This window comes from Massilia oculi (genome assembly GCF_003143515.1).
Lineage (GTDB): Bacteria > Pseudomonadota > Gammaproteobacteria > Burkholderiales > Burkholderiaceae_D > Telluria > Telluria oculi.
On the sequence record NZ_CP029343.1, the window covers coordinates 1,144,711 to 1,168,450 of the forward strand.

Annotated in this window: 22 protein-coding genes; 11 read left to right on the forward strand and 11 right to left on the reverse strand. The window is 65.0% G+C overall.

All coding sequences use genetic code 11. The features are described from left to right. Positions 1-171: 171 nt before the first annotated feature. Genes DIR46_RS05320 through cobA form a run of 6 tightly spaced genes read left to right on the forward strand, consistent with a single transcriptional unit; the run spans position 172 to position 6,193 of the window. Entirely contained in the window at positions 172-1,875 is a 1,704-nt protein-coding gene (locus DIR46_RS05320; protein ID WP_109344308.1) for a nitrite/sulfite reductase, read from the forward strand. Then, positions 1,868-2,425 carry a DUF934 domain-containing protein gene (locus DIR46_RS05325; RefSeq protein ID WP_109344309.1) on the forward strand — a complete coding sequence of 186 codons (558 nt, stop codon included), beginning with the start codon at positions 1,868-1,870 and terminating at the stop codon, positions 2,423-2,425. The genes DIR46_RS05320 and DIR46_RS05325 overlap by 8 nt, the downstream gene beginning before the upstream one ends. A gap of 11 nt (positions 2,426-2,436) precedes the next feature. After that, entirely contained in the window at positions 2,437-3,153 is a 717-nt protein-coding gene (locus DIR46_RS05330; protein WP_109344310.1) for a phosphoadenylyl-sulfate reductase, read from the forward strand. A gap of 31 nt (positions 3,154-3,184) precedes the next feature. Beyond that, positions 3,185-4,120 carry a sulfate adenylyltransferase subunit CysD gene (gene cysD / locus DIR46_RS05335; protein ID WP_109344311.1) on the forward strand — a complete coding sequence of 312 codons (936 nt, stop codon included), beginning with the start codon at positions 3,185-3,187 and terminating at the stop codon, positions 4,118-4,120. Next, positions 4,120-5,448: a sulfate adenylyltransferase subunit 1 gene (locus DIR46_RS05340; protein WP_109344312.1), complete on the forward strand. Its 1,329-nt coding sequence runs from the start codon at positions 4,120-4,122 to the stop codon at positions 5,446-5,448. Before cysD ends, DIR46_RS05340 begins: the two co-directional genes overlap by 1 nt. Before the next feature lie 28 nt (positions 5,449-5,476). Beyond that, on the forward strand, positions 5,477-6,193 hold the full coding sequence (gene cobA / locus DIR46_RS05345; protein ID WP_109344313.1) for a uroporphyrinogen-III C-methyltransferase: 717 nt from the start codon (positions 5,477-5,479) through the stop codon (positions 6,191-6,193). A gap of 30 nt (positions 6,194-6,223) precedes the next feature. On the opposite strand, the gene DIR46_RS05350 is transcribed toward cobA, so the two are convergent. Genes DIR46_RS05350 through lptF form a run of 3 tightly spaced genes read right to left on the reverse strand, consistent with a single transcriptional unit; the run spans position 6,224 to position 8,945 of the window. After that, complete coding sequence (locus DIR46_RS05350; RefSeq protein WP_109344314.1) at positions 6,224-6,607, reverse strand: sirohydrochlorin chelatase; 384 nt, start codon at positions 6,605-6,607, stop codon at positions 6,224-6,226. Then, positions 6,607-7,791: an LPS export ABC transporter permease LptG gene (lptG, locus tag DIR46_RS05355; protein WP_109344315.1), complete on the reverse strand. Its 1,185-nt coding sequence runs from the start codon at positions 7,789-7,791 to the stop codon at positions 6,607-6,609. The genes DIR46_RS05350 and lptG overlap by 1 nt, the downstream gene beginning before the upstream one ends. Next, positions 7,788-8,945, reverse strand: coding sequence for an LPS export ABC transporter permease LptF (lptF, locus tag DIR46_RS05360; protein ID WP_109344316.1), 1,158 nt, complete (start codon positions 8,943-8,945; stop codon positions 7,788-7,790). The genes lptG and lptF overlap by 4 nt, the downstream gene beginning before the upstream one ends. 64 nt (positions 8,946-9,009) lie before the next feature. Between lptF and DIR46_RS05365 the strand changes: the two genes are divergently transcribed. Next, on the forward strand, positions 9,010-10,503 hold the full coding sequence (locus DIR46_RS05365) for a leucyl aminopeptidase (protein ID WP_109344317.1): 1,494 nt from the start codon (positions 9,010-9,012) through the stop codon (positions 10,501-10,503). 73 nt (positions 10,504-10,576) lie between these two features. On the opposite strand, the gene DIR46_RS05370 is transcribed toward DIR46_RS05365, so the two are convergent. The 3 genes from DIR46_RS05370 to DIR46_RS05380 form a co-directional block, all read right to left on the reverse strand. Further along, positions 10,577-10,963, reverse strand: a complete 387-nt coding sequence (locus tag DIR46_RS05370; protein WP_109347913.1) for a hypothetical protein — start codon at positions 10,961-10,963, stop codon at positions 10,577-10,579. A 139-nt stretch (positions 10,964-11,102) separates the two neighbouring features. Continuing rightward, positions 11,103-11,309, reverse strand: coding sequence for a DUF1653 domain-containing protein (locus tag DIR46_RS05375; RefSeq protein WP_109344318.1), 207 nt, complete (start codon positions 11,307-11,309; stop codon positions 11,103-11,105). Positions 11,310-11,318: 9 nt separating this feature from the next. Continuing rightward, on the reverse strand, positions 11,319-11,666 hold the full coding sequence (locus tag DIR46_RS05380; protein ID WP_109344319.1) for a phiTE_015 family protein: 348 nt from the start codon (positions 11,664-11,666) through the stop codon (positions 11,319-11,321). Positions 11,667-12,124: 458 nt separating this feature from the next. On the opposite strand from DIR46_RS05380, the gene xth reads away from it, so the two are divergent. Further along, on the forward strand, positions 12,125-12,892 hold the full coding sequence (xth, locus tag DIR46_RS05385; protein ID WP_109344320.1) for an exodeoxyribonuclease III: 768 nt from the start codon (positions 12,125-12,127) through the stop codon (positions 12,890-12,892). A gap of 39 nt (positions 12,893-12,931) precedes the next feature. Here xth and DIR46_RS05390 read toward each other — a convergent pair whose 3' ends face one another. The 5 genes from DIR46_RS05390 to prpB all read right to left on the reverse strand — a co-directional run bounded on the left by DIR46_RS05390 (position 12,932) and on the right by prpB (position 21,723). Then, positions 12,932-15,529, reverse strand: a complete 2,598-nt coding sequence (locus DIR46_RS05390) for a bifunctional diguanylate cyclase/phosphodiesterase (protein WP_109344321.1) — start codon at positions 15,527-15,529, stop codon at positions 12,932-12,934. Positions 15,530-15,671: 142 nt separating this feature from the next. After that, positions 15,672-16,862, reverse strand: coding sequence for a 2-methylaconitate cis-trans isomerase PrpF (gene prpF / locus DIR46_RS05395; protein WP_109347914.1), 1,191 nt, complete (start codon positions 16,860-16,862; stop codon positions 15,672-15,674). Between the two features lie 14 nt (positions 16,863-16,876). Continuing rightward, a complete protein-coding gene (acnD, locus tag DIR46_RS05400; RefSeq protein WP_109344322.1) occupies positions 16,877-19,495 on the reverse strand; it encodes a Fe/S-dependent 2-methylisocitrate dehydratase AcnD in 2,619 nt (872 codons plus the stop codon). A gap of 161 nt (positions 19,496-19,656) precedes the next feature. Further along, a complete protein-coding gene (gene prpC, locus DIR46_RS05405) occupies positions 19,657-20,817 on the reverse strand; it encodes a bifunctional 2-methylcitrate synthase/citrate synthase (RefSeq protein WP_109344323.1) in 1,161 nt (386 codons plus the stop codon). 15 nt (positions 20,818-20,832) lie between these two features. Further along, the gene (gene prpB / locus DIR46_RS05410) at positions 20,833-21,723 is read right to left on the reverse strand and encodes a methylisocitrate lyase (RefSeq protein WP_109344324.1); all 891 of its coding nucleotides are present in this window, start codon (positions 21,721-21,723) and stop codon (positions 20,833-20,835) included. 269 nt (positions 21,724-21,992) lie between these two features. Between prpB and DIR46_RS05415 the strand changes: the two genes are divergently transcribed. From DIR46_RS05415 to DIR46_RS05425, 3 genes are all read left to right on the forward strand, one after another. Further along, entirely contained in the window at positions 21,993-22,295 is a 303-nt protein-coding gene (locus DIR46_RS05415; RefSeq protein ID WP_109344325.1) for an ArsR/SmtB family transcription factor, read from the forward strand. 64 nt (positions 22,296-22,359) lie between these two features. Then, on the forward strand, positions 22,360-23,349 hold the full coding sequence (locus tag DIR46_RS05420) for a zinc-dependent alcohol dehydrogenase family protein (protein WP_109344326.1): 990 nt from the start codon (positions 22,360-22,362) through the stop codon (positions 23,347-23,349). Positions 23,350-23,378: 29 nt separating this feature from the next. Next, positions 23,379-23,705: an antibiotic biosynthesis monooxygenase family protein gene (locus DIR46_RS05425; protein WP_109344327.1), complete on the forward strand. Its 327-nt coding sequence runs from the start codon at positions 23,379-23,381 to the stop codon at positions 23,703-23,705. Positions 23,706-23,740: the final 35 nt, after the last annotated feature.

The following is a 23,740-nucleotide window of genomic DNA, read 5'->3' on the forward strand; positions in this document are numbered from 1 at the left end:
TGTTGTTAAGGAGGCAGCAAACCAGGTAAGAACGACATTCTAAGATGCTTATTCGGGTTACGTATATAAGCAAATAAATTATCCGTAGTTTGGAATATAAGCTTGGCTCCGTATCATCGGCACATTATTTAATGGGCGAGCACCATCCGCCTCTCCATACGGACCCTGCACATGTACCGTTACGACCAATACGACCACCTCATCGTTCGCGAGCGCATCGCCCAGTACCGCGACCAGGTCGCCCGCCGCCTCTCCGGCGAGCTGCTGGAAGAAGAATTCCTGCCCCTGCGCCTGCAGAATGGCCTGTACATGCAGCGCCACGCCTACATGCTGCGTATCGCCGTGCCGTATGGTCTGCTGTCGTCGAACCAGGTGCGCATGTTCGCCCATATCGCCCGCAAGTACGACCGCGGCTACGGCCACTTCACCACGCGCCAGAACATCCAGTACAACTGGATCGAGCTCGAGCAGACGCCGGACATCCTGACCGACCTGGCTTCGGTCGAAATGCACGCGATCCAAACCTCCGGCAATTGCATCCGCAACATTACCACTGACGAATACGCCGGTGTAGCGGCGGACGAGATCGTCGATCCGCGTCCCTTCGCCGAAATCCTGCGCCAGTGGAGCACCTTCCACCCCGAATTCCTGGCCTTGCCGCGCAAGTTCAAGGTAGCCATCAATGGCGCCCTGGAAGACCGCGCCGCGATCGCCGTGCACGATATCGGCCTGACCGTCGTGCGCAATGAATCCGGTGAAGTCGGCTTCAGGTTCATGGCCGGCGGCGGCATGGGCCGCACCCCGATCCTGGGCAGCGTGATCCGCGGGTTCCTGCCGTGGCAGCACCTGCTGACCTATACCGAAGCCGTGATGCGCGTGTATAACACCCATGGCCGTCGCGACAACAAATACAAGGCCCGCATCAAGATCCTGCTCAAGGCCCTCGGCGTCGAGGAATTCACGCGCCAGGTCGAGGAAGAATGGGCCGACCTCAAGGATGGTCCAGAAACGCTGACCCAGGAAGAATTCGACCGCGTGGCCAAGTGGTTCCAGCCGCATGCCTACCGCGAGCTGGCCGATACCGACGTCGCTGCGTCGCACGGCGCCTCCGCGCACGGCGACAACCGCGCCTTCACCAACTGGCTCAATCGCAACGTCAAGCCGCACAAGGTGCCGGGCTACGCCGCCGTCGTGCTGTCGCTCAAGAAGACCGGCGTGCCGCCGGGCGACGCTACCGCCGAGCAGATGGACTTCGTGGCCGAACTGGCCGACCGCTTCAGCTTCGGCCAGGTGCGCGTGACCCACGAACAGAACCTGGTGCTGGCCGACGTCGAGCAACAGAAACTGTTCGAGGTGTGGCAACTGGCCAAGTCGAAAGGCATGGCGACGCCGAACATCGGCATGCTGACCGACATCATCGCCTGCCCGGGCGGCGACTATTGCTCGCTGGCGAACGCGAAATCGATCCCGATCGCCGCCGCCATCGCCGAACGCTTCGACGACCTGGACTTCCAGCACGATATCGGCGACATCGAACTGAATATCTCGGGCTGCATCAATGCCTGCGGCCACCATCACGTCGGCAATATCGGCGTCCTGGGCGTCGACAAGGACGGCAGCGAGTGGTACCAGGTATCGATCGGCGGCGCCCAGGGCAACGAGTCCGCCATCGGCAAGATCATCGGCCCGTCGTTCTCGGCGGTGCAGATGCCGGAAGTGATCGGGCGCCTGCTCGAAGTCTATGTACGCTGTCGAATCGAAGGTGAGCGCTTCGTCGACACCGTGCAGCGCCTGGGGATCGCCCCATTCAAGGAACATGTGTACGCCACGCCGATCGCGGCGGAAGAACTGCACGGAGAGGACCACTATGCTTGACCGACACCCGCAAATCATCAAGGGTCGCGAAGTGGTCGATGACGACTGGAGCGTCTTGAGCCTCGACGAAGGACAGACCGCCGAAGGCGTTGAAGTCCCGGCCGGCAAGATCATCGTGCCGCTGACCGTGTGGCAGGCGCAGCGCGCTGCACTGCTCGAACGCGCCGAACTGGGCGTGTGGCTGGCGCCGGACGAAAGCGCCGCCGCGTTGAAGGACGACCTGCAGCGCTTTGCCGTGATCGCGATCTCCTTCCCCAAATTCACCGATGGCCGCGGCTATTCGATCGCCTACAACCTGCGCAAGCGCCTGGGCTGGACCGGCGAATTGCGCGCGATCGGCGACGTGCTGCGCGACCAGCTGTTCCAGATGGCGCGCTGCGGCTTCGACGCCTTCGCCACCAGGCAAGACCGCAGCATCGACGACGCACTCAAGGGCCTGTCGGTGTTTTCGGAAACCTACCAGGCGACGGTCGACAATCCGATCCCGCTGTTCCGCAGGGTCCCGCGTGATACCCCGGCGGAGCACCGCGACGTCGGCGCCGGCATCTAGGAGCTGTCAAGATGAGCGACCTGCATCGTCGCGTGGATGAAACCCACGCGATACTGACCCGTATTGCCCGCGATCTCACGCCCGCCGTGTTCGCATCGAGCCTGGCGGCCGAAGACATGGTGCTGACCGACCTGATCCTGAAGGCGAAACTGCCGATCGCGATCTTCTCGCTCGAGACCGGCCGCCTGCATGCCGAGACGCTGTCGATGGTCGAGCGCGTCAAGCAGGTGTATGACTACGACATCGCCCTGTACCGCCCGCAGCCCGGGGCGGTGGAACGCTACGTCGCGGACCATGGCCTGAACGCCTTCTACGACAGCGTCGAGATGCGCAAGGAATGCTGCCGCATCCGCAAGGTCGAGCCGCTGGGCCGCGCCCTGGCCGGCAAGCGCGCCTGGATCACCGGCCAGCGCCGCGCCCAGTCGACCACGCGCGCCGAACTGGCGGTACAGGAAGACGACCATGCACACGGCATGCAGAAGTTCAATCCGCTGGCCGACTGGAGCGAGCAGAACGTCTGGGACTACCTGCGTAGCAACAACGTCCCCTACAACGCCCTGCATGACCGCGGCTACCCGTCGATCGGCTGCGAACCCTGCACCCGGGCCATCCAGCCGGGCGAGGACGTGCGCGCCGGGCGCTGGTGGTGGGAAAACCCGGAATCGAAGGAATGCGGCCTGCACGTCGTGGACGGCAAACTTATTCGCATCAAATCCGTGGCCGCTTGAGCCACGACCCGAGAAAAGAACAGGCACAGCCATGACAACTATCAGCGACAATGTAGTACTGAGCGACGTGAACGCCGCCCACCTGGACGCGCTGGAATCGGAAGCGATCCACATCCTGCGCGAAGTGGCGGCCGAATGCAGCAACCCTGCCCTGCTGTTCTCGGGCGGCAAGGATTCGGTGGTCCTGCTGCGCCTGGCCGAAAAGGCTTTCCGCCCGGGCAAATTTCCCTTCCCGCTGGTGCACATCGACACCGGCCACAACTTCGACGAAGTGATCGCCTTCCGCGATGCGCGCGCCGCCGAACTGGGCGAACGCCTGATCGTCGGCAGCGTCGAAGACTCGATCAAGCGCGGCACCGTGCGCCTGCGCAATCCTCAGACGGATTCGCGCAATGCGGCCCAGGCCGTGACCCTGCTGGAAACCATCGCCGAGCACGGCTTCGACGCCTGCATCGGCGGCGCGCGCCGCGACGAAGAAAAGGCGCGCGCCAAGGAACGCATCTTTTCCTTCCGCGACGAGTTCGGCCAGTGGGACCCGAAAGCCCAGCGCCCCGAGCTGTGGGACCTGTATAACACCCGCGTCCATCCGGGCGAGAACATGCGCGTATTCCCGATCTCGAACTGGACCGAGCTGGATGTGTGGCAGTACATCGCGCGCGAAAAGCTGGCGCTGCCGTCGATCTATTTTGCCCACCAGCGCGACGTCATCCCGCGCAACGGCCTGCTGGTGCCGCTGACCCCGCTGACCCCGGCGCGCGAAGGCGAGACCGTCGAAAACCGCACCGTGCGCTTCCGGACCGTGGGCGACATCTCCTGCACCTGCCCGGTGGCGTCAAGCGCGGATACCGTGGCCGGCATCATCGCCGAGACCGCCGTCACCGAAGTGACGGAGCGCGGTGCGACCCGGATGGACGACCAGACCTCCGAAGCCTCGATGGAAAAACGCAAGAAAGCAGGATACTTCTGATGAACGCCCGCACTGACAACTTCGACGAAAAATTGAACCAGCAAGGGGGTTCGACCCTGCTGCGCTTCATCACCGCCGGCTCGGTGGACGATGGCAAGAGCACCCTGATCGGCCGTCTGCTGTACGACAGCAAGGGCATCTTCGCCGACCAGCTGGCCGCCGTCTCGCGCGCCAAGCACAAGCGCACCGTGGGCGACACCATCGACTTGTCGCTGCTGACCGACGGCCTCGAGGCCGAGCGCGAACAAGGCATCACGATCGACGTGGCCTACCGTTATTTCGCCACGCCGAAGCGCAAATTCATCATCGCCGACACCCCGGGCCACGAGCAGTACACCCGCAATATGGTCACCGGCGCCTCGACCGCCGACGCCGTCATCATCCTGATCGACGTGTCGAAGGTGAAGTTCGGGGAAGACGGCAGCGTCCAGCTGCTGACGCAGACCAAGCGCCATTCGACCATCGCCAAGCTGCTGCAGATCGAGCACGTCGTGGTGGCCGTGAACAAGATGGACCTGGTCGACTACGACCGCAGCGTCTACGAGCGCATCGTCGCCGAGTACGAAAAATTCGCGCAATCGCTGGGCCTGAACGACATCACCGCGATCCCGCTGTCGGCGCTGGCCGGCGACAACGTCGTGGACCGTTCGGACAAACTGGCCTGGTACGAAGGCCCGACCCTGATCGAGCTGCTGGAGTCGCTCTCGGTCTACGACCAGTCGCACGCCGCGCCGCTGCGCTTTCCGGTACAGCTGGTGGCGCGCCACAACGGCCACGAGGCGAACGACTTCCGCGGCTATATGGGCCGCATCGAATCGGGCGTGGTCAAGGTCGGCGACAAGCTGGTCGTGCAGCCCTCGAACCAGAGCGCGACGGTGAAAGAGATCGTCACCTTCGACGGCTCGCTGGAATCGGCCGTGGCCGGCCAGTCGGTGACCCTGGTGCTGAACGAATACGTGGACGTCTCGCGCGGCGACATGCTGGCCGGCAGCGCGCAGCCGGCGACCTTGCTCAAGCAGGTGACGGCCGACGTGTGCTGGATGGCCGACGAGCCGCTCGACCTGCGCCGCAAGTACTGGATCAAGCACGGCACGCGCCAGACCGCGGCCAAGGTGGCGCGCCTGGACACCATCCTCGACGTCAACACGCAACAGCGCCACCCTGCCGACGGCCTGAAGCTGAACGACATCGCGCGCGTGCAGCTGACGGTCCAGCAGCCGCTGGCGGCCGACGCCTACGCCGACATCCGCGCCACCGGCGCCTTCATCCTGATCGACGAAGTCACCCACCAGACCGTCGCAGCGGGTATGATCCGCATCGAAGAGTAATCGTTTCTAGAGGACAGGGTCTGATTTCATGGCGGCGCTGGGAAAAGTGTATCTGGTAGGAGCCGGACCCGGCGCGGCTGACCTCATCACGGTGCGCGGCGCGCGCCTGCTGGCGCAGGCCGATGTCGTCCTGTACGACGCCCTCGTCACGCCCGAGATGCTGAAACTGTGCGCGCAGGCCGAGAAAATCTCGGTCGGCAAGCGCTCGGGCCAGCGCTCGATGGCGCAGACCCTGATCAACGAACAGCTGGTCGAGTGCGCGCGAAAATATGCGCTGGTCGTGCGTTTGAAGGGCGGCGATCCGATGCTGTTCGGGCGCGCCGACGAAGAGTTGCGCGCGCTGGAGGCCGAGGGGATCGACGTCGAAGTCGTCCCCGGCATCACCACCGCGGTGGCCGCCGCCGCCGCGACCAAGCAGCCGCTCACCAGGCGCGGCCTCGCGCGCAGCGTCGCCTTCTTCACTTCCAGCACCGCGCCTGGCGAGCCGGATCATCCTGCCCTGCCCGAAACCGACACCCTGGTCCAGTACATGGGCGGCCGCGAAGCCGCCGCCACCGCCGAGCGCCTGCTGGCCGAGGGCCGGCGCGCCGACCTGCCGGTGGTGGTGGTGGAAAACTGCAGCCGCGCCGACGAGCGCATCCTGCGCCTGACGCTCACCGACCTTGCGCGCGGCCTCGAGCCGGGCCATGGTCCGGTGCTGGTGATGATGGGCGAGGCGCTCGCGAAACGAGCGAACCAGCCGTAGGGTGGGCGGATTCCCCGCCCACGCGTACAACTAGTCGCCGAGCGCGGCCACGCAATAATCGGCCATCGCGCGCTGCACGCCAGGGTCCTCGCCGATCGCGCCGACCACATGCAGGTTCAGGCCGGGATGCGCGGCGCGGATGCCGTCGCACAGCGCCGGCAGGTCGCGCAGCAAGTGGCCTCCCTGCCCCAGGAATACCGGCACCACGGTGACCCGGTCGATCCCGCGCGCGACCATCGCCGCCACCGTATCCGGCAGGCTGGGCGTCATCAGTTCCAGGAAGGCCAGCGCTACTTCGGCGTCCGGCGCCTGCGCCTGCGTGGCGTCGCGCAGGCGCTCGAACGGTGCGGCCCAGCTGGCGGCGCGCGCGCCGTGGGCGAACAGGACTAGGCCACGCTGGCTCGAATGATTCATCAATGCCTTTCCACCCACCACAGCGCGCCGAGCGCCATCAGCAGGAATAGCAGGCTTGGCGCCACCGCCGTCAGGAATGCCGGCAGGATGGTCAGCACGCCCAGGTGCGAGAACAGCGAATTGATGAGCAGGAAGCTCACCCCGATCATGATGCCGATGAAGATCTTGAGGCTGACGCCGCCGCTTCTCGTGTGCAGGTAGGCGAACGGCAGCGCCAGCGCCATCAGCACGAAGATCGAGAACGGGTCGATGACCTTCTTCCAGAAGGCGACCTTGAAGCGTTCGGTCTCTTGCCGGTTTTCGGCCAGGTGGCGCGTGTACACGGCCAGTTCGGAGGCCGACATGCGTTCGGGGTCGGAACGGGACACCGACAGGATCTTGGGCGTGATCTCGGAAGCGAGCACGTAGCTGTCGAGCTTGCGGGTCGAGACCGAGGCCGTTTCCTGGCCATAGGTGCTCTGGATGGTCTGCCCGGCCGGGACCTTTGATCCGGGCGCCGGCAGCTCGCGGCTGTTGGCGAACATGGTCTCGGTGACATCAAGCAGGCGCCAGGTGTTGTTGCCGCCATAGGTGCCGCGCACCGCCGTGACGATCGAGCGCATGCGCATATTGTTGTCGAATTCGTAGAGGCGCACGTCTTCGAGCTGGCCGTCGGCCGCGATGCGGCGCACGTTGAAGAAGCGCGTGCCGGTGATGTTGCCGCGCACACCATCCGCGTGCACGCTGTCCTTGGTCCACATGCCCGAGCGGAACTCGGCCGACACCGAACCGCCCTTGGCGGTCAGGCGCATGCGCTCGGCGATCGGCGCCGTGCGCGGCGTGATCAGTTCGCCGAACACGAAGGCGATCAGGACGAACACCGCGCCAATCTTGAACAGCATCATGGCGGCCTGGCGGGTCGACATCGACGAGGCGCGCATGATGGTGAACTCGGAGCTCGACGCGAATTGCGCCATGGTATAGATGGTGCCGATCAGGGCAGCCACCGGCATCACCTGATAGACATTGCCCGGCACCAGCAACAACACGTACAACAAGGCGTGCTGCATGCCGAAGTCGTTCTTGCCGACCGACGGCAGGATGCTGGTCAGGTCCATGAAGGCGACCAGGGCCAGGAAGGCAGCCAGCACGAAGGCCACGGCCTGGAATATATTGACGGCGAAATAGCGTTGGAGGATTTTCATTCTGCGCGCGCCTCCTCGCGCTTGGCGGCCGGCGATTTCTGCAGGTGGCGGCGGCGCTTGAAGGCGCTGATCAGGACCAGCGGATGATAGCGGTGGTTCACGTTCAGGCGCCACGCGAACAGGCCCACCACTACCAGCAGCGCAGCGAAGTGCAATGGCCACCAGCCCATGGCGAAGGCCAGCTTGCCCTGCTTGACGCTGGCCTCGGTCAGCCGCACCAGGTTGTTATAGGTGAAGAAAATCAGCAAGGCGACGATCAGGTTGGCCGACGAACCCGCGCGCGGATTGACGAATCCAAGTGGGATGGCCAGGAGCATCAGGACCAGGCAGGTGATCGGCGCCGCGATACGGGCCAGCAGCTCGGCCTGGGTAAAGCGGTTGGGCGCGACCAGGAGCGCCGGCGTGGACAGCGCCGCTACCGGCACGTCGGCGCCGATCATCGGCGCCTGGGTCGCCACGCGCATGCTGTAGCGCTCGAATTCCATGGTCTGGAAATTGGCCTGGCCCGGCACGCCCTCGTAGCGGCGGCCATTGCTGAGCACCAGGAACTGGCCGCCCTTGCCGTCGGATTCGATGACGCCCTGCTTGGCCACCACCACCGAGTGGCTGTCGCCGTCGACGCCGCCGACGAACACGTTCTGCACCACGGTCGAGCCCTCGGCGCTGCGTTCGACGAAGAACACGCGGTCGCTCGAGCTGGACTCGCGGAACTGGCCCGGCGCGACCCGCTGCAGGTCTTCGCGCTTCTGGAAGCGCTCGACGAATTCGGCGCTCTTCATCTTGGCCCAGGGCGTGACGACGAAGGACAAGGCGCCGACCAGGGCCACCATCGGCAGGCCCAGGACCAGCACCGGCCGGATCCATCCGAGGAGGGATTGACCCGAGGCGAACCAGACCACCATCTCGGAATCGCGGTAGCTGCGCGTGACGGTGGCCACCACCGCGATGAAGGACGTGAGGATCAGGATGATCGGCAAGAGCTCGGCGCTGCGGAATACGATCAGCGCCAGCACATCGCCGGATGCCACCTTGCCGCCCGCGGCCCGGCCCAGGATGGCGATCAGGGTCCAGGTGACGAGGATGGAAAACAGCACCGTGAAAGTGGCGCCCGCGGCGCTCGCCAGTTCACGTTGCAGGGAACGTCGGAAAATCATTCAATAGAGTAGTTATAATTGCAGATTAGGCAGTCCGCCGCCAAACATCGAAACGGAGAACCAAATGGACTTTAGCATAAAAGCATTCGACACAAAAAACACCCTGGCCGCTGCGAAATCCGGCTGCATCGCGGTTGCGGTGTACGAAAACAAGAAACTGTCGGCTGCGGCAAAAGCACTCGATGTGAACGGCGACATCAGCGCGGCGCTCAAGTCGGGCGACATCAGCGGCAAGCCGGGTTCGACCCTGCTGCTGCGCGGCTTGACCGGCGTGGCGGCTCCCCGCGTGCTGCTGGTCGGCCTCGGCGCCGATGAAACCGTCAGCGAGAAAAGCTTCGCCACCGGCGTCACCGCCGCACTGAAGGTGTTCTCCACCCTGGGCGCGGCGGACGCCATTATCGCATTCCCGCTCGACAGCGTGAAAGAGCGCGACGCAAACTGGGCGCTGCGCGCCCTGGTGCTCGGCGCCAGCGAAGCCGAATTCCGTACCGACGGCCAGAAGAGCAAGAAAGATCCGGCCATCACCGGCGTGCGCAAGATCGTCGTCGCCGCACCAGGCGCCGGCATGGACAAGGCTACCCTGACCCAGGCCGCCGCCATCGCCAACGGCATGAACCTGACCCGCGAGCTGGGCAACCTGTCGCCGAACGTCTGCACCCCGACCTTCCTCGCCAATACCGCGCGCAAGCTGGCCGACGACTATGGCTTCGACATCGAAGTGCTGGAGCGCAAGCAGCTCGAAGCGCTCAAGATGGGCAGCTTCCTGTCGGTGGCCAAGGGCAGCGACGAAGCGCCGAAATTCATCGTCCTCAAGCACAATGGCGGCAAATCGAAGGATGCGCCGGTGGTCCTGGTCGGCAAGGGCATCACCTTCGACACCGGCGGCATCTCGCTCAAGCCCGGTCCAGGCATGGATGAGATGAAATACGATATGTGCGGCGCCGGCTCGGTGCTGGGCACCTTCCGCGCGATCGGCGAGATGGGCCTGAAGCTCAACGTGGTCGGCATCGTCGCCGCCTGCGAGAACATGCCGTCCGGCCGCGCCAGCAAGCCGGGCGACATCGTCACCGCGATGAACGGCACCACCATCGAGATCCTGAATACCGATGCCGAAGGCCGCCTGATCCTGTGCGACGCCCTGACCTACGCCGAGCGCTTCAAGCCGGCCGCCGTGGTCGACATCGCGACCCTGACCGGCGCCTGCATCGTGGCCCTGGGCCACCACACCAGCGGCCTGTTCACCCGCGACGACGCCGCCCACGACGGCCTCGCGAACGAGCTGCTGGACGCCGGCAAGCAAGCCGGCGACGTGGCATGGCGCTTCCCGCTGGGCGAGATCTACAACGACCAGCTCAAGTCGAACTTCGCCGACCTGGCCAATATCGGCACCCCGGGCGCGGCCTCGATCACCGCGGCCTGCTTCCTGGAGAACTTCACCCGCAAGTACACCTGGGCCCACCTGGACATCGCCGGCACCGCCTGGAAGTCGGGCGCGAACAAGGGCGCGACCGGCCGTCCGGTGCCGCTGCTGACCACGTTCCTGATGAATCGGGTGTAAAGCGAGGGTGTAATCGCCGCCTGAGGCGATGCAACGAGAACGGCCCCGCATGCGGGGCCGCTTTACTTGGTGGTCAGAACACCCGCGTATCGAGCGGATTCGCCCCTGCCGCCTCGGGCGGCGGCGCGGACGGCTGCATGACGACGGTCAGGATGGCCGGATAGCCATACCCCGCCCCCGAATGACGGTCGACGAAATAGCCGAGACCGGCGCTGATGACGAGGTTGCCCATCAGGTTGCTGGTGTCGAGCCTGGCCTGGACGACCTCGGCGGCGGTGGCGGCCGAGCCCTTCTTGCAGCTGATCGAGATCGGCTGGCTGCTGCGGGTGACGGTCACGCGCCCGGGCGCAATCATGTACCAGCGGCCCACGTCATTGCTGAGGATGCAACCGACCCCGCCGACCTCGCGGTAATCGAGCACGGCGCGCACCTCGAGCTGCTGCACGGGGGATTCGGACATGGTCGCGCATCCGCCCACGGCGAGCGAAGCGAAAGCGGCAACGGCAAACGAGCGGATTGGGAACGGCATGGCGAGCATCGAGAGGCAGATACCTCGTTAACGGCAGCGGCGCGCCGTACTTGATGCCCTGCCCTGCGCTTCACGCGGACGTCGCGTCGAGCAGGGCGAATCGCGGCAGGGTATTGCCGTCGACCACCACCGTCTCGAAGAAGGCGTCACGGGGCCTTACCCACACGACACCATCCTGGCCGCGATAGACGACCACGGGTGTGTGATCGGCTTCCAGCACTGCTTCGCACACCAGCTCGTAGATGCCGCCCTTGTAATGGCGGTAACACGTCGGCATGCGGACGGGTCAAGCCTTCTCGGCTTCGGCCTTCTGCTTTTTCTTCAGACCCTGGATGACCTTGAGCACGCCTTCCATGCCGGCAGTCTCGTCCAGTTCGCTGAAGGCGTCCAGCACTTCGTTCAGCACGCGATTGCGCACGGCTGCTTCGTCCTGGGCGATCGCCGGCTTCTGCTCGCCATCCTTGGCGAACTTCGACGGCGCGTCGGCGGCGGCCTTGGCGCCATGCGCCAGCGCTGCCTGCCAGATCACCCAGCGGCGCTGGGTTTCAAAAACGAGGTATTCCTCGGGCTTGTCTTCGCGGCGGCGAACAATATGACCCTCACGCTGGGCCCACGCTTCAAATGCACTGCGCATTTCTGTCCTTTTTCAAATCTGCGTCCGGAATATTAACTCGTGAAACCGAATATTTCACAATAGTACCACTACCGCGTGTCGATGGTCTTGAACAACTGTGTGGTCCGACCGAACCTGCCTCACGACACGCTAATGGTACAATGGAAGTTGCCCGTACGCAATTTTATTATTACCGAAAAGCAACAAACTCACACTGCCGAGTTCGTTTGTATCAAACTCCACCCGATCTCGTTTATAGCGCCGACCCGGCGGTGGAGCAATACTCTTTGGCAATCTGTTAATCAATTTTATTATCGCCTGTTGTGACTTGGCCAAGCTGGCGCCCTTGCTTCCCCCCAAGGAAAACAAAGGCCGCCCGATGGCCGATCGCGAACTCGGTGATAATAGCTCGTTGGCAAGCAACTTGGCCGCACGACAGTATGTGACGGCCAACACTCTACCATGACACACATAGAACAATGAAAATAGTTACCTGGAACGTAAACTCCCTGAAGGTCCGACTCTCGCATCTGTTGCAATGGCTGGAGGCCAACCCGGTCGACGTGCTCTGCATCCAGGAGACCAAGCTCACGGATGACAAATTCCCCCTGGCCGAGCTGAACGCCGCCGGCTACCACGTCGCGTTCTCCGGCCAGAAGACCTATAACGGCGTGGCCATCCTGTCGAAGCTCCCGATCGAGGACGTGGTCAGGAACAACCCGCATTTTGAAGACGCCCAACAGCGTCTGCTGGCGGCCACGATCGGGGGCGTGCGCTTCATCTGCGCCTATGTCCCGAACGGGCAGGAAGTCGGTTCCGACAAATATACGTACAAGCTGGCCTGGCTGGACGCGCTGCGCACCTGGGTGGCGGCGGAGATGGCCGCGCACGAGCAATTCGCGATCCTGGGCGACTACAATATCGCGCCCGAAGCGCGCGACGTGCACGACCCGGCCGAATGGGAAGGCCGCATCCACTTCTCGCTGCCCGAGCGCGCTGCGCTGCGGGAACTGATGGCGCTCGGCCTGCTTGATGCCTTCCGCCTGTTCGAGCAGCCCGAGAAGCAATACAGCTGGTGGGACTACCGCCAGATGGCGTTCCGCCGCAACCGCGGCCTGCGCATCGACCACATCCTGCTGTCGAAGACACTGGCCGATCGCTGCACCGCCTGCCATATCGACCGCGAGACGCGCAAGTGGGAACAGCCGTCGGATCATGCGCCCGTGGTGGCGACGCTGGCGGACTGATGGTGCGTTCGACCGGCGGGTGTGCGCCGGCCGGTCGAATCAGCCGGCCAGCAACCTGGCCACCTGCTCCGCCGGCAACGGCCGCGCGAACAGATAGCCCTGCGCATATTGGCAACCGAAGGAGCGCAGCAAGGCATACTGCCCTTCCGTCTCCACGCCTTCGGCCACCACCGACAATTGCAGGCTGTTGGCCAGCGCCATCACCGCCGCCACGATGGCGCGGTCCTCGGTGCTGGCTTCGAGTTCGCGCACGAAGGCGCGGTCGATCTTGATCTTGCGTACCGGGAAGCGCTTCAGGTAGGCCAGGCTCGAATACCCGGTGCCGAAATCGTCGATCGAGAGGCACATCCCCATCGCATTTATCTGGCGCAGGATCTCGAGCGTCTGGCCGCCGTGCTGCATCAAGGCGGTCTCGGTGATCTCGAATTCCACCATGCCTGGCGCGATCCCCGTCTCGTCGACGATGGCGCGGATCGAGTCGATCAGGCCCTGGTGCGTGAACTGGCGCGCCGACAGGTTGATCGCCAGCGGCACGACGTCCAGCCCCTCGCGCCGCCACTGCATGACCTGGACGCAGGCGCTGCGGATCACCCACTCGCCGACTTCCATGATCATCCCGCTCTCTTCCAGGATCGGGATGAATTCGTCCGGCCCCACCAGCGCGCCGCCGCGGCGCCAGCGCAGCAGGACTTCCAGCGCGCGCGGGCGGCGCGTCTCGGTGCACATGATCGGCTGAAAGTGGAGCTCGAACTCGTCTCGCGCCAGGGCGCCGCGCAGGCTCGATTCGAGCTCGAAATGGCGCGCCGCCGCCAGGTTCATGCGCTCGGTGAAGAACTGGTAATTGTTGCGGCCGGCCGCCTTGGCCTGGTACATCGCGGCGTCGGCGTGGCGCATCAGGGTCTCGACGTCGGCGCCATCGTCCGGATACAGGCAAATCCCGATCGAGGGCGAGATGTGCAGGCAGTGGCCGTCGATCTGGCAGGACATCGACAGCGCATCGATGATCCGGTCGGCCACCACGGCGGCATCGCCCTTGCCGGCGATCTCCGGCATCAGCACCACGAACTCGTCGCCGCCGAGGCGCGCCACCAGGTCGCGGGGCCGCACCGCCGTCACCAGGCGCAGCGCGACGTTGCGCAGCAGCTGGTCGCCGACCATGTGGCCCAGGGTATCGTTGATGTTCTTGAAGCGGTCGAGGTCGATGAACATCAGCGCCAGTTGTTGCCCGTGCTGGGGCGCGTCACCCGAGGCCACGACGCGCATCGCCGCATCGAGCCGCTCGGACAGCATGGCGCGGTTGGGCAATCCCGTCAGGCTGTCGTGGTAGGCCATGTGATGCACGCGCGCCTCGGCCTGGCGCCGCTCGTTGATCTCATCCTGCAGCAGGGCGTTGGCGCCGGCCAGTTCGGCGGTGCGCTCGGCCACCCGCACCTCGAGTTCGTCGCGTGCGCGCAGAATGGCGTTGGCCGCCTCGCGCTGGGCGGTGACGTCGTCCACCAGCCACACGCTCCTGCCGCCCGCCTGCGCCAGGTCGAACAGGCGGCCCGACAGGCGCGCCCAGAAGCGGCTGCCGTCGCGCCGCACCATCTCGTGCTCGGCCATGTGGGCCTGGCCGAGCGCGAACTGGCGTCCGGAGAGTTCACGCGCCTTCTTCCAGCTGGCGTGATCGGGATACAGCTCGCGAACCGCGAAGCCGTCCATGCCGCCCGGAGGCGCGCCGAACAGCTCTTCCATCTTGCGGTTGCAGTGCAGCGTGCGGCCGCCCTCGACCACGGCGATGCCCAGCACCGCGTTGTCGAGGATGGCGCGGTTTTCCATCAGCGCCTCGCGCAGCGATTGCTCGTCGCTGCGCTCGCGGGTGCGGTCTTCCAGCATCCAGATCGTGCCCTTGTCGGGATCGTTCGCGTTGACCTGGTAGCCGATCATCTGGACCCAGGCCGGCGTGCCGTCCTTGCGCACCAGGGTGCGCGAAGTCGTGAACGGCCGGCCGTCGGCCAGCTGCGGATAGGCATCGGCGCCGAGCTGGCGATACGCCTCTTCGTCCGGGTAGATCACGCGCGTGGACATCCCGACCGGCTCGCCCTCGGCATAGCCGAACATCTGGCAGAAGGCGGGATTGGCGCGGCGGATCACGCGGTTACGGGTGAACATGATGCCGATCGAGGCATTGGTCATGATCGCCTGCACCTCGCTCATGGCCTGGCGCGCCTCGGTCACGTCCTCGACGATCCAGATGGTGCCGGCGCCGCGGTTGCCCGGTTCGACCGCGCAGCCGCGCAGGCGCGCCCAGAAGGTGCTGCCGTCGCGGCGCCGGAACTGCTGCTCGCTCTTTTCGAACAGGCCGCCCCCGGCCAGCACCGCGAACGCCTCCCGGATCAACGTTTGGTAATCCTCGGGAGAGACGCAGACCTCGGCCGGCGCGATGCTGCCAACCTCGTCCTGCGCGAAGCCGAACATCTCGCCCGCGCGCGGATTAAAGGAGCGGATCTGGTCGGGCTGGGTGACGGCGATGCCGACCGGCGCGTTCTCGAACACGGCGCGCTGCTCGCGCACCATGCGCCGCAAGGCGGCCAGGTCCGCATCGTTTCCACCGGTCTGCGCAACGTCAGCTAATTGCAGGTTCGAAAATCCATCCATCGGTCGTTGCTGTCGCGGCTATGCTCATGGTTGCCATTGATTGCCGAGTGGCAACAAAGACAAACATCATACCCTGAAACGGGCCGGTCATCGTACTGCTTGCAGCAAGAATGCGACAGCGCGCCACAGCCGTCCCGGCGCGTCAGAAAACGTTACCCGGCACGCATACCCGCCCCTCCATCAAGACCCGCGCGCTACGGCTCATGATGGCCTTGCTGACGCTCCAGGCGCCGTCCCGCTGCACCGCTTCGGCGCCCACGCGCAGGGTGCCGGACGGATGACCGAAGCGCACCGCGCTGCGCTCTCCACCGCCCGCCGCGAGGTTGACCAGGGTGCCGGGAATCGCCGCAGCGGTGCCGATCGCCACCGCTGCCGTCCCCATCATCGCGTGGTGCAGCTTGCCCATCGAGAGCGCGCGCACCAGCAGATCGACGTCGCCCTGCGCCACCTGCTTGCCGCTGGACGACCGGTAGCCCGCCGCTTTCGCGACGAAAGCGACCTTCGGGGTGTGCTGGCGCTTGCCGGCGTCCTCGATGCTCGCGATCAGGCCCATGCGCAGCGCGCCGTGGGCACGGATGGTCTCGAACATGGCCAGCGCGCGCGCGTCGCCGTTGATGGCGTCCTGCAGCTCGGTGCCGTCGTAGCCCACCGCACCCGCCTCGACGAAGATGGTCGGGATGCCGGCGTTGATCATGGTCGCGCGCAGGGTGCCGACGCCGGGCACGTCCAGTTCGTCGACCAGGTTCCCGGTCGGGAACATCGCGCCAGCCGCGCCCTCCTCCTCGGCCGCCGGATCGATGAATTCCAGCTGCACCTCGGCCGCCGGGAAGGTCACGCCATCGAGCTCGAAGTCGCCCGTTTCCTGAACCTGTCCGTCCGTCATCGGCACATGGGCATTGATGCTCTTGCCGATATTGGCCTGCCAGATGCGCACGACCGCGATGCCGTCCTGCGGCACCCGTGCCGGGTCGATCAGGCCGTTCGCGATGGCGAAGGGGCCGACCGCGGCCGACAGGTTGCCGCAGTTGCCGCTCCAGTCGACGAAGGGCTTGTCGATCGCCACCTGGCCGAACAGGTAGTCGACGTCGTGGTCGGGACGGGTGCTGCGCTCGACGATCACGGCCTTGCTGGTGCTGGAGGTGGCGCCGCCCATGCCGTCGATCTGCTTGCCGTAGGGGTCGGGGCTGCCGATCACGCGCAGCAGCAAGGCGTCGCGCGCGGCGCCAGGCGTGCGGCACGCTTCGGGCAGGTCTTGCAGCTTGAAGAACACGCCTTTGCTGGTGCCGCCGCGCATATAGGTGGCGGGGATCCTGATTTGTGGGGTATGGGGCATCGTGCGGTTCTCCATCATGCCGCCGCCTTCGGCGCCGACGATTCCAGGAAGTCCTGTGCGAAGCGCTGCAGCACCCCGCCCGCTTCATAGATGGCGACCTCCTCGGCCGTATCGAGGCGGCAGGTCACCACGACCTCGAGCTGTTCTCCGTTCCTGCGATGGATCACCAGCGTGAGGTCGGCGCGCGGCGTGCGCTCGCCCACCACGTCGAAGGTCTCGGTGCCGTCGATGCCGAGCGTGATGCGATTCATGCCGGGCTTGAACTCGAGTGGCAGCACGCCCATGCCCACCAGGTTCGTGCGGTGGATGCGCTCGAAACCTTCGGCCACGATCGCTTCCACGCCCGCCAGGCGCACGCCCTTGGCCGCCCAGTCGCGCGACGAGCCCTGTCCATAGTCGGCGCCGGCCACGACGATCAGCGGCTGCTTGCGCTCCATATAATGCTCGATCGCTTCCCACATGCGGGTCACCTCGCCCGACGGCTCGATGCGCGCCAGCGAGCCGGCAATCACATTGCCCATGCCATCCTTGACCATCTCGTTCTTCAGGGTCGGATTGGCGAAGGTCGCGCGCTGCGCCGTCAGGTGGTCGCCACGGTGGGTGGCGTAGGAATTGAAGTCTTCTTCCGGCAAGCCCATCTTCGCCAGGTACTCGCCGGCGGCCGAGTCGAGCAGGATGGCGTTCGATGGCGACAGGTGGTCGGTGGTGATGTTGTCGCCCAGGACCGCCAGCGGGCGCATCCCGCGCAGGGTGCGCTCGCCCGCCAGCGCGCCTTCCCAGTACGGCGGACGGCGGATATAGGTGCTCTGCGCACGCCAGTCGTACAGCGGACTCACCGAGGCGCCATCGTCGACCACGCGCGCGAACATCGGCGTATACACCTTGCGGAACTGCTCGGGCTTGACGCTGGCGGCGACCACGGCGTCGATTTCTTCGTCCGATGGCCACAGGTCGGCCAGGCGGATCTCCTTGCCGGCGGCGTCCAAGCCCAGCACGTCCTTCTCGATGTCGAAGCGGATGGTACCGGCGATCGCATACGCCACCACCAGCGCCGGCGAGGCCAGGAAGGCCTGCTTGGCATACGGGTGGATGCGGCCGTCGAAGTTGCGGTTGCCAGACAGGACGGCGGTGGCATACAGGTCGCGCTCGATGATCTCCTGCTGGATGGCCGGGTCGAGCGCGCCGCTCATGCCGTTGCAGGTGGTGCAGGCAAACGCCACGACGCCGAAGCCCAGCTGGTCCAGCTCGGGCGTGAGGCCGGCTTCGTCCAGGTAAAGGGCGACGGCTTTCGACCCCGGCGCGAGCGAACTCTTGACCCAGGGCTTGCGCAGCAGGCCGGCGCGGTTGGCGTTGCGCGCCAGCAGGCCGGCGGCGATCATGTTGCGCGGGTTGCTGGTGTTGGTGCAGCTGGTGATGGCGGCGATGATCACGGCGCCGTCGGGCATCCGGCCTGGTTCATCTTCCACCCGATTCGCGGCCGGGTGGGCGATGCCGCGCGCCGCCAGTTCCGAGGTCGGCACGCGCTTGTGCGGATTCGACGGCCCGGCGATATTGCGCACCACGCTGGACAGGTCGAAGCTCAGGGTGCGTTCGTACTGGGCTGTTTTGAGGCTGTCGGCCCACAGGCCGGCCTGTTTCGCATAGGTCTCGACCAGGTGCACAGTCTCGTCCTCGCGGCCGGTCAGGCGCAGATACTTGATGGTCTGCTCGTCGATATAGAACATCGCGGCGGTGGCGCCGAATTCCGGCGCCATGTTCGAGATCGTGGCGCGGTCGCCCAGGGTGAGTGCGGCTGCACCCTCGCCATGGAACTCGAGGTAGCTCGATACGACCTTCGACTTGCGCAGGAATTCGGTCAGCGCCAGCACGGTATCGGTGGCGGTGATGCCGGGACCGGGCCGGCCGGTCAACTCGACGCCGACGATGTCGGGCAGGCGCATGTAGGAGGCGCGGCCCAGCATCACGCTTTCGGCCTCCAGCCCGCCGACGCCGATCGCGATCACGCCCAGCGCGTCGACCATCGGCGTGTGCGAGTCGGTGCCGACCAGCGTGTCCGGATAGGCCACGCCGTTCTCCACCTGGATCACGGGCGACATGCGTTCCAGGTTGATCTGGTGCAGGATGCCGTTGCCGGGCGGGATCACGTCGACGTTCTGGAAGGCCTTCTTGGTCCAGTCGATGAAGTGGAAGCGGTCTTCGTTGCGGCGATCCTCGATCGCGCGGTTCTTGGCAAAGGCATCAGGGTCGAAGCCGCCGCATTCGACGGCCAGCGAGTGGTCGACCACCAGCTGGGTCGGCACCACCGGATTGACCAAGGCCGGGTCGCCCCCTTGCAGCGCAATGGCGTCGCGCAGGCCGGCCAGGTCGACCAGGGCGGTCTGGCCCAGGATGTCGTGGCACACCACGCGCGCCGGGAACCAGGGGAAATCGAGCTCGCGCTTGCGTTCGATGATCTGCCGGAGCGAGTCGTTCATGCAGGCTGGATCGCAGCGGCGCACGAGGTTCTCGGCCAGCACGCGCGAGGTGTAGGGCAAGGTGTCGTAGGCGCCGGGCTGGATGGCGTCGACCGCGGCGCGCGTGTCGAAATACTCCAGGTCGGTGCCTGGCAGGGGTTTCAGGTGGTTGGTATTCATGATACAGCTCAATATATAAGTTAACCGTGAAACCGTCATCCCCGCGAAGGCGGGGATCCAAGTCAAGCGCGCATGGCAACGATCGCCCTTCTGGCCTGCGAACTGACTTGGGTTCCCGCCTACGCGGGAACGACGTGCGAGATGCTGTAGTGCTGAATAAGTTACTTACGCTCGGCCAGCGGCACGAATTGCAGGTCTTCCGGACCGACGTAGTTCGCGCTCGGGCGGATGATCTTGTTGTCGATGCGCTGCTCGATCACGTGGGCGGCCCAGCCCGAAGTGCGCGAGATGACGAACAGCGGCGTGAACATGGCGGTCGGCACGCCCATCATGTGGTACGACACGGCCGAGAACCAGTCCAGGTTCGGGAACATCTTTTTCACTTCCCACATCACCGACTCCAGGCGTTCGGCGATGTCGAACATCTTCATCGAACCGGCATCGAGAGACAGCGAGCGCGCCACTTCCTTGATCACCTTGTTGCGCGGGTCCGAGATCGTGTACACCGGATGGCCGAAGCCGATCACGACTTCCTTGTTGGCCATGCGGTTGCGGATGTCGGCCTCGGCTTCGTCGGCGTTTTCATAACGCTTCTGGATGTCGAGCGCTACTTCGTTGGCGCCGCCGTGCTTCGGACCGCGCAGCGCGCCGATGGCGCCGGTGATGGCCGAGTGCATGTCGGAACCGGTGCCGGCGACCACGCGCGCGGTGAAGGTCGAGGCATTGAATTCGTGCTCGGCATACAGGATCAGCGAGGTGTGCATCGCCTGCACCCAGGATTCGCTCGGCTTGAAGCCGTGCAGCAGGTGCAGGAAGTGGCCGCCGATCGAATCGTCGTCGGTTTCCACGTCGATGCGGCGGCCAGCATGGCTGTAGTGGTACCAGTACAGCAGCATCGAGCCGAACGAGGCCATCAGGCGATCGGCGATGTCGCGCGCGCCGGCGATGTTGTGGTCGTCCTTCTCCGGCAGCACGCAGCCGAGGGTCGACACGCCGGTGCGCATCACGTCCATCGGATGGGCGCCGGCCGGCAGCGCTTCGAGCGCGCTTTTCACCGCCTGCGGCAGGCCGCGCAGCGACTTCAGCTTGGCTTTATAACCGCGCAGCTCGGCCTCGTTCGGCAGCTTGCCGTGCACCAGCAGATAGGCGATTTCCTCGAATTCGCAGGCATCGGCCACGTCCAGGATATCGTAGCCGCGGTAGTGCAGGTCGTTGCCCGATTTGCCGACCGAGCACAGCGCGGTATTGCCGGCGGCGACGCCGGACAGGGCCACGGATTTCTTCGGCTTGAAGGTTGGGGTTTCGTTGTTGGTGGTGCTCATGTCCTGGTCTCCTGATTACTTGGCTTTGTTCTGGGCGAACAGCGCGTCGAGCTTCTGTTCGTAGCGATGGTAGTCGATGCGGTCGTACAGTTCGGCGCGGGTCTGCATGGTGTCGAGCACGTTCTGCTGGGTGCCGTCGCGACGGATCGCGGTGTACACGTTCTCGGCCGCCTTGTTCATCGCGCGGAAGGCCGACAGCGGATACAGCACCAGGCCGACACCGGCGCCCTTCAATTCGTCGACGGTGAACAGCGGCGTGGAACCGAATTCGGTGATATTGGCCAGCACCGGCACCTTGACCGCGTCGGCGAACTGCTTGTACATCTCCAGGCTCGTCATTGCCTCGGGGAAGATCATGTCGGCGCCGGCTTCCACGCACGCCACGGCGCGCTCGATGGCGGCGTCCAGCCCGTCCACGGCCAGCGCGTCGGTGCGCGCCATGATCACGAACTCGTCGTACGGACGGGCATCGGCGGCGGCCTTGATGCGGTCGACCATCTCGTCCTTGCTGACGATTTCCTTGCCCGGACGGTGGCCGCAGCGCTTGGCGCCGACCTGGTCTTCGATGTGGCAGGCGGCGGCGCCGGCCTTGGCCAGGGTGCGCACCGTACGCGCCACGTTGAAGGCCGAGGCGCCGAAACCGGTGTCGACGTCGACCAGCAGCGGCAGGTCGCACACATCGGTGATGCGGCGCACGTCGATCAGGACGTCGTCCAGGTTCGAGATGCCGAGATCCGGCAAACCCAGCGAACCCGCCGCGACCCCGCCGCCCGACAGGTAGATCGCCTTGAAGCCGGCACGCTGGGCCAGCAGGGCGTGGTTGGCGTTGATGGCGCCGACCACTTGCAAAGGGGATTCTTCCTGCATTGCCTTGCGGAATGCGGCGCCGGCGGAGAGCTTGGTCATGCGGTGTCCTTTCAGATGCGGTTGTTGTCTGGATTGGTATTGCAAACCGCGTGCCAGCCCTGTTCATCATGGCTAAACAGCATTCATTTTCCATTGTATTCAAACACTTAGACTGCATTACCGCGCACGCCCGCGCCTGCCGTCGAGGCTCCATCGTTTCATACTGAAACGGCGGGATGCAACGCGTGAAACAATTAAGGCCAGCTTAAAGGCACTACGATCTGAACGAGTGGCTTGACATATCGGGATATCCCGATATACTGGAATCCATGGAACTGCTCGATGTCTTCAAAGCCCTCTCGAACCGCACACGCCTCGACATTTTGAAAGGCTTGAAGGATCCCGAGAACCATTTCCCTCCGCAGGATGAGGGCGATGTGCACACGGTTGGCGTCTGTGTCAGCAGCATCCAGGAAGGTGTCGGCCTGTCCCAGTCGACCGTGTCCGATTATCTCGCGACGCTGCAAAGAGCCGGCCTGGTGGAAGTCAGGCGCATTGGCCAGTGGACGTACTACAAGCGCAATGAGGCAGCCATCAGTGCGCTCGCCGAGATCATCGGCAAAGAGCTATAAATTTTTTTGCCAGTAAATATCGATAATTCCCGATATCCCTTTTTAACGAAACGAGGAAACAATCATGAAAGCTCAAGTGCTCACTTCTTTTGGCGGCCCGGAATCGTTCGAACTGCGCGACGTCCAAAAACCCGTACCGCAGGCCGGCCAGGTGCTGGTGCGTGTGCAGGCAACCTCCATCAATCCCCTCGACTATCAGGTGCGCCGCGGCGACTACGCCGACCTGGTGCCGCTGCCGGGCATCACCGGTCACGACGTCTCGGGCGTGGTCGAGCAAGTCGGACCGGGCGTGACCGCGTTCGCGCCGGGCGACGAAGTCTGGTACACCCCGCAAATCTTCGATGGTCCCGGAAGCTATGCCGAATACCATGTCGCCAACGAGAGCATCGTCGGCAGGAAGCCCGCGTCGCTCACCCATCTCGAGGCCGCCAGCCTGACCCTCGTCGGCGGCACCGCCTGGGAAGCGCTCGCCGTCCGTGCACAGCTGAAAGCCGGGGAAAGCGTCCTGATCCATGGCGGCGCGGGCGGAGTGGGACACGTCGTGATCCAGGTCGCCAAGGCCATGGGCGCCCGCGTGTTCACCACGGTAAAGGAAGAGAACTTCGCGTTCGCACGCTCCCTGGGCGCCGACGTGGTCATCGATTACACGAAAGAGGACTATGTCGAGGCCATCGTGCGCGAGACCGGTGGCCACGGCGTCGACGTGGTGTTCGACACCATCGGCGGCGACACCTTGACGCGCAGCCCCGACGTGCTGGCGCAGCTCGGCCGCGTGGTGTCGATCGTGGACATCGCGATACCGCAGAACCTGATCCAGGCCTGGGGCAAGAATGCGAGCTACCACTTCGTCTTCACCCGCCAGAACCGCGGCAAGCTCGACGAACTGAGCGCCTTGATCGAGCGCGGCCAGCTGAGGCCCCACGTCGGCGCCGTCTACTCGCTGGCCGACATCCCGCTTGCGCATGCGCGGCTGGAAAGCCGTGACAACGGCCTCAGGGGGAAGATCGCGATCGCGGTGGGGCCGCTGGCCGATCGCACGAGCGCGCAAGCCTGAACCGGTTGATTCACGTCGAAAGGAACGTCATGGTTTACGAAATCGCCACCCTGCTCGTCCGGCCTGAACACACCGACGCGTTCAGACATGCATTTGCCGACGTCGCTCACCTGCTGACCCGCGCGAAGGGTTATCGGGGCCATTTGCTGGCGCCCGGGATCGAGCTGCCGCAACAGTTCACGCTCATCGTGCGCTGGCAGACACTGGAAGATCACACCCCACGCTTCGAAACGAGCGACGACCACCAGCTGTTCATGGCGGGCTTGCAGGACTATCTCGCGGGCGAACCCGCCGTCCGCCACATCGAAGGTGCGGCCTTCAGCCTCGAGCCGTGGGACGCGACGTCGGGCAAATAAAAAAGGGCGGCCCTTTCAGGCCGCCCCTTTTTGAT

What these genes read in the sequence shown, in the direction of transcription:
- DIR46_RS05320 (WP_109344308.1), top strand. Translation starts at nt 172, where the DNA reads ATGTACCGTTACGACCAATACGACCACCTCATCGTTCGCGAGCGCATC.
- DIR46_RS05325 (WP_109344309.1), top strand. Translation starts at nt 1,868, where the DNA reads ATGCTTGACCGACACCCGCAAATCATCAAGGGTCGCGAAGTGGTCGAT.
- DIR46_RS05330 (WP_109344310.1), top strand. Translation starts at nt 2,437, where the DNA reads ATGAGCGACCTGCATCGTCGCGTGGATGAAACCCACGCGATACTGACC.
- cysD (WP_109344311.1), top strand. Translation starts at nt 3,185, where the DNA reads ATGACAACTATCAGCGACAATGTAGTACTGAGCGACGTGAACGCCGCC.
- DIR46_RS05340 (WP_109344312.1), top strand. Translation starts at nt 4,120, where the DNA reads ATGAACGCCCGCACTGACAACTTCGACGAAAAATTGAACCAGCAAGGG.
- cobA (WP_109344313.1), top strand. Translation starts at nt 5,477, where the DNA reads ATGGCGGCGCTGGGAAAAGTGTATCTGGTAGGAGCCGGACCCGGCGCG.
- DIR46_RS05350 (WP_109344314.1), bottom strand. Translation starts at nt 6,607, where the DNA reads ATGAATCATTCGAGCCAGCGTGGCCTAGTCCTGTTCGCCCACGGCGCG.
- lptG (WP_109344315.1), bottom strand. Translation starts at nt 7,791, where the DNA reads ATGAAAATCCTCCAACGCTATTTCGCCGTCAATATATTCCAGGCCGTG.
- lptF (WP_109344316.1), bottom strand. Translation starts at nt 8,945, where the DNA reads ATGATTTTCCGACGTTCCCTGCAACGTGAACTGGCGAGCGCCGCGGGC.
- DIR46_RS05365 (WP_109344317.1), top strand. Translation starts at nt 9,010, where the DNA reads ATGGACTTTAGCATAAAAGCATTCGACACAAAAAACACCCTGGCCGCT.
- DIR46_RS05370 (WP_109347913.1), bottom strand. Translation starts at nt 10,963, where the DNA reads ATGTCCGAATCCCCCGTGCAGCAGCTCGAGGTGCGCGCCGTGCTCGAT.
- DIR46_RS05375 (WP_109344318.1), bottom strand. Translation starts at nt 11,309, where the DNA reads ATGCCGACGTGTTACCGCCATTACAAGGGCGGCATCTACGAGCTGGTG.
- DIR46_RS05380 (WP_109344319.1), bottom strand. Translation starts at nt 11,666, where the DNA reads ATGCGCAGTGCATTTGAAGCGTGGGCCCAGCGTGAGGGTCATATTGTT.
- xth (WP_109344320.1), top strand. Translation starts at nt 12,125, where the DNA reads ATGAAAATAGTTACCTGGAACGTAAACTCCCTGAAGGTCCGACTCTCG.
- DIR46_RS05390 (WP_109344321.1), bottom strand. Translation starts at nt 15,529, where the DNA reads ATGGATGGATTTTCGAACCTGCAATTAGCTGACGTTGCGCAGACCGGT.
- prpF (WP_109347914.1), bottom strand. Translation starts at nt 16,862, where the DNA reads ATGCCCCATACCCCACAAATCAGGATCCCCGCCACCTATATGCGCGGC.
- acnD (WP_109344322.1), bottom strand. Translation starts at nt 19,495, where the DNA reads ATGAATACCAACCACCTGAAACCCCTGCCAGGCACCGACCTGGAGTAT.
- prpC (WP_109344323.1), bottom strand. Translation starts at nt 20,817, where the DNA reads ATGAGCACCACCAACAACGAAACCCCAACCTTCAAGCCGAAGAAATCC.
- prpB (WP_109344324.1), bottom strand. Translation starts at nt 21,723, where the DNA reads ATGACCAAGCTCTCCGCCGGCGCCGCATTCCGCAAGGCAATGCAGGAA.
- DIR46_RS05415 (WP_109344325.1), top strand. Translation starts at nt 21,993, where the DNA reads ATGGAACTGCTCGATGTCTTCAAAGCCCTCTCGAACCGCACACGCCTC.
- DIR46_RS05420 (WP_109344326.1), top strand. Translation starts at nt 22,360, where the DNA reads ATGAAAGCTCAAGTGCTCACTTCTTTTGGCGGCCCGGAATCGTTCGAA.
- DIR46_RS05425 (WP_109344327.1), top strand. Translation starts at nt 23,379, where the DNA reads ATGGTTTACGAAATCGCCACCCTGCTCGTCCGGCCTGAACACACCGAC.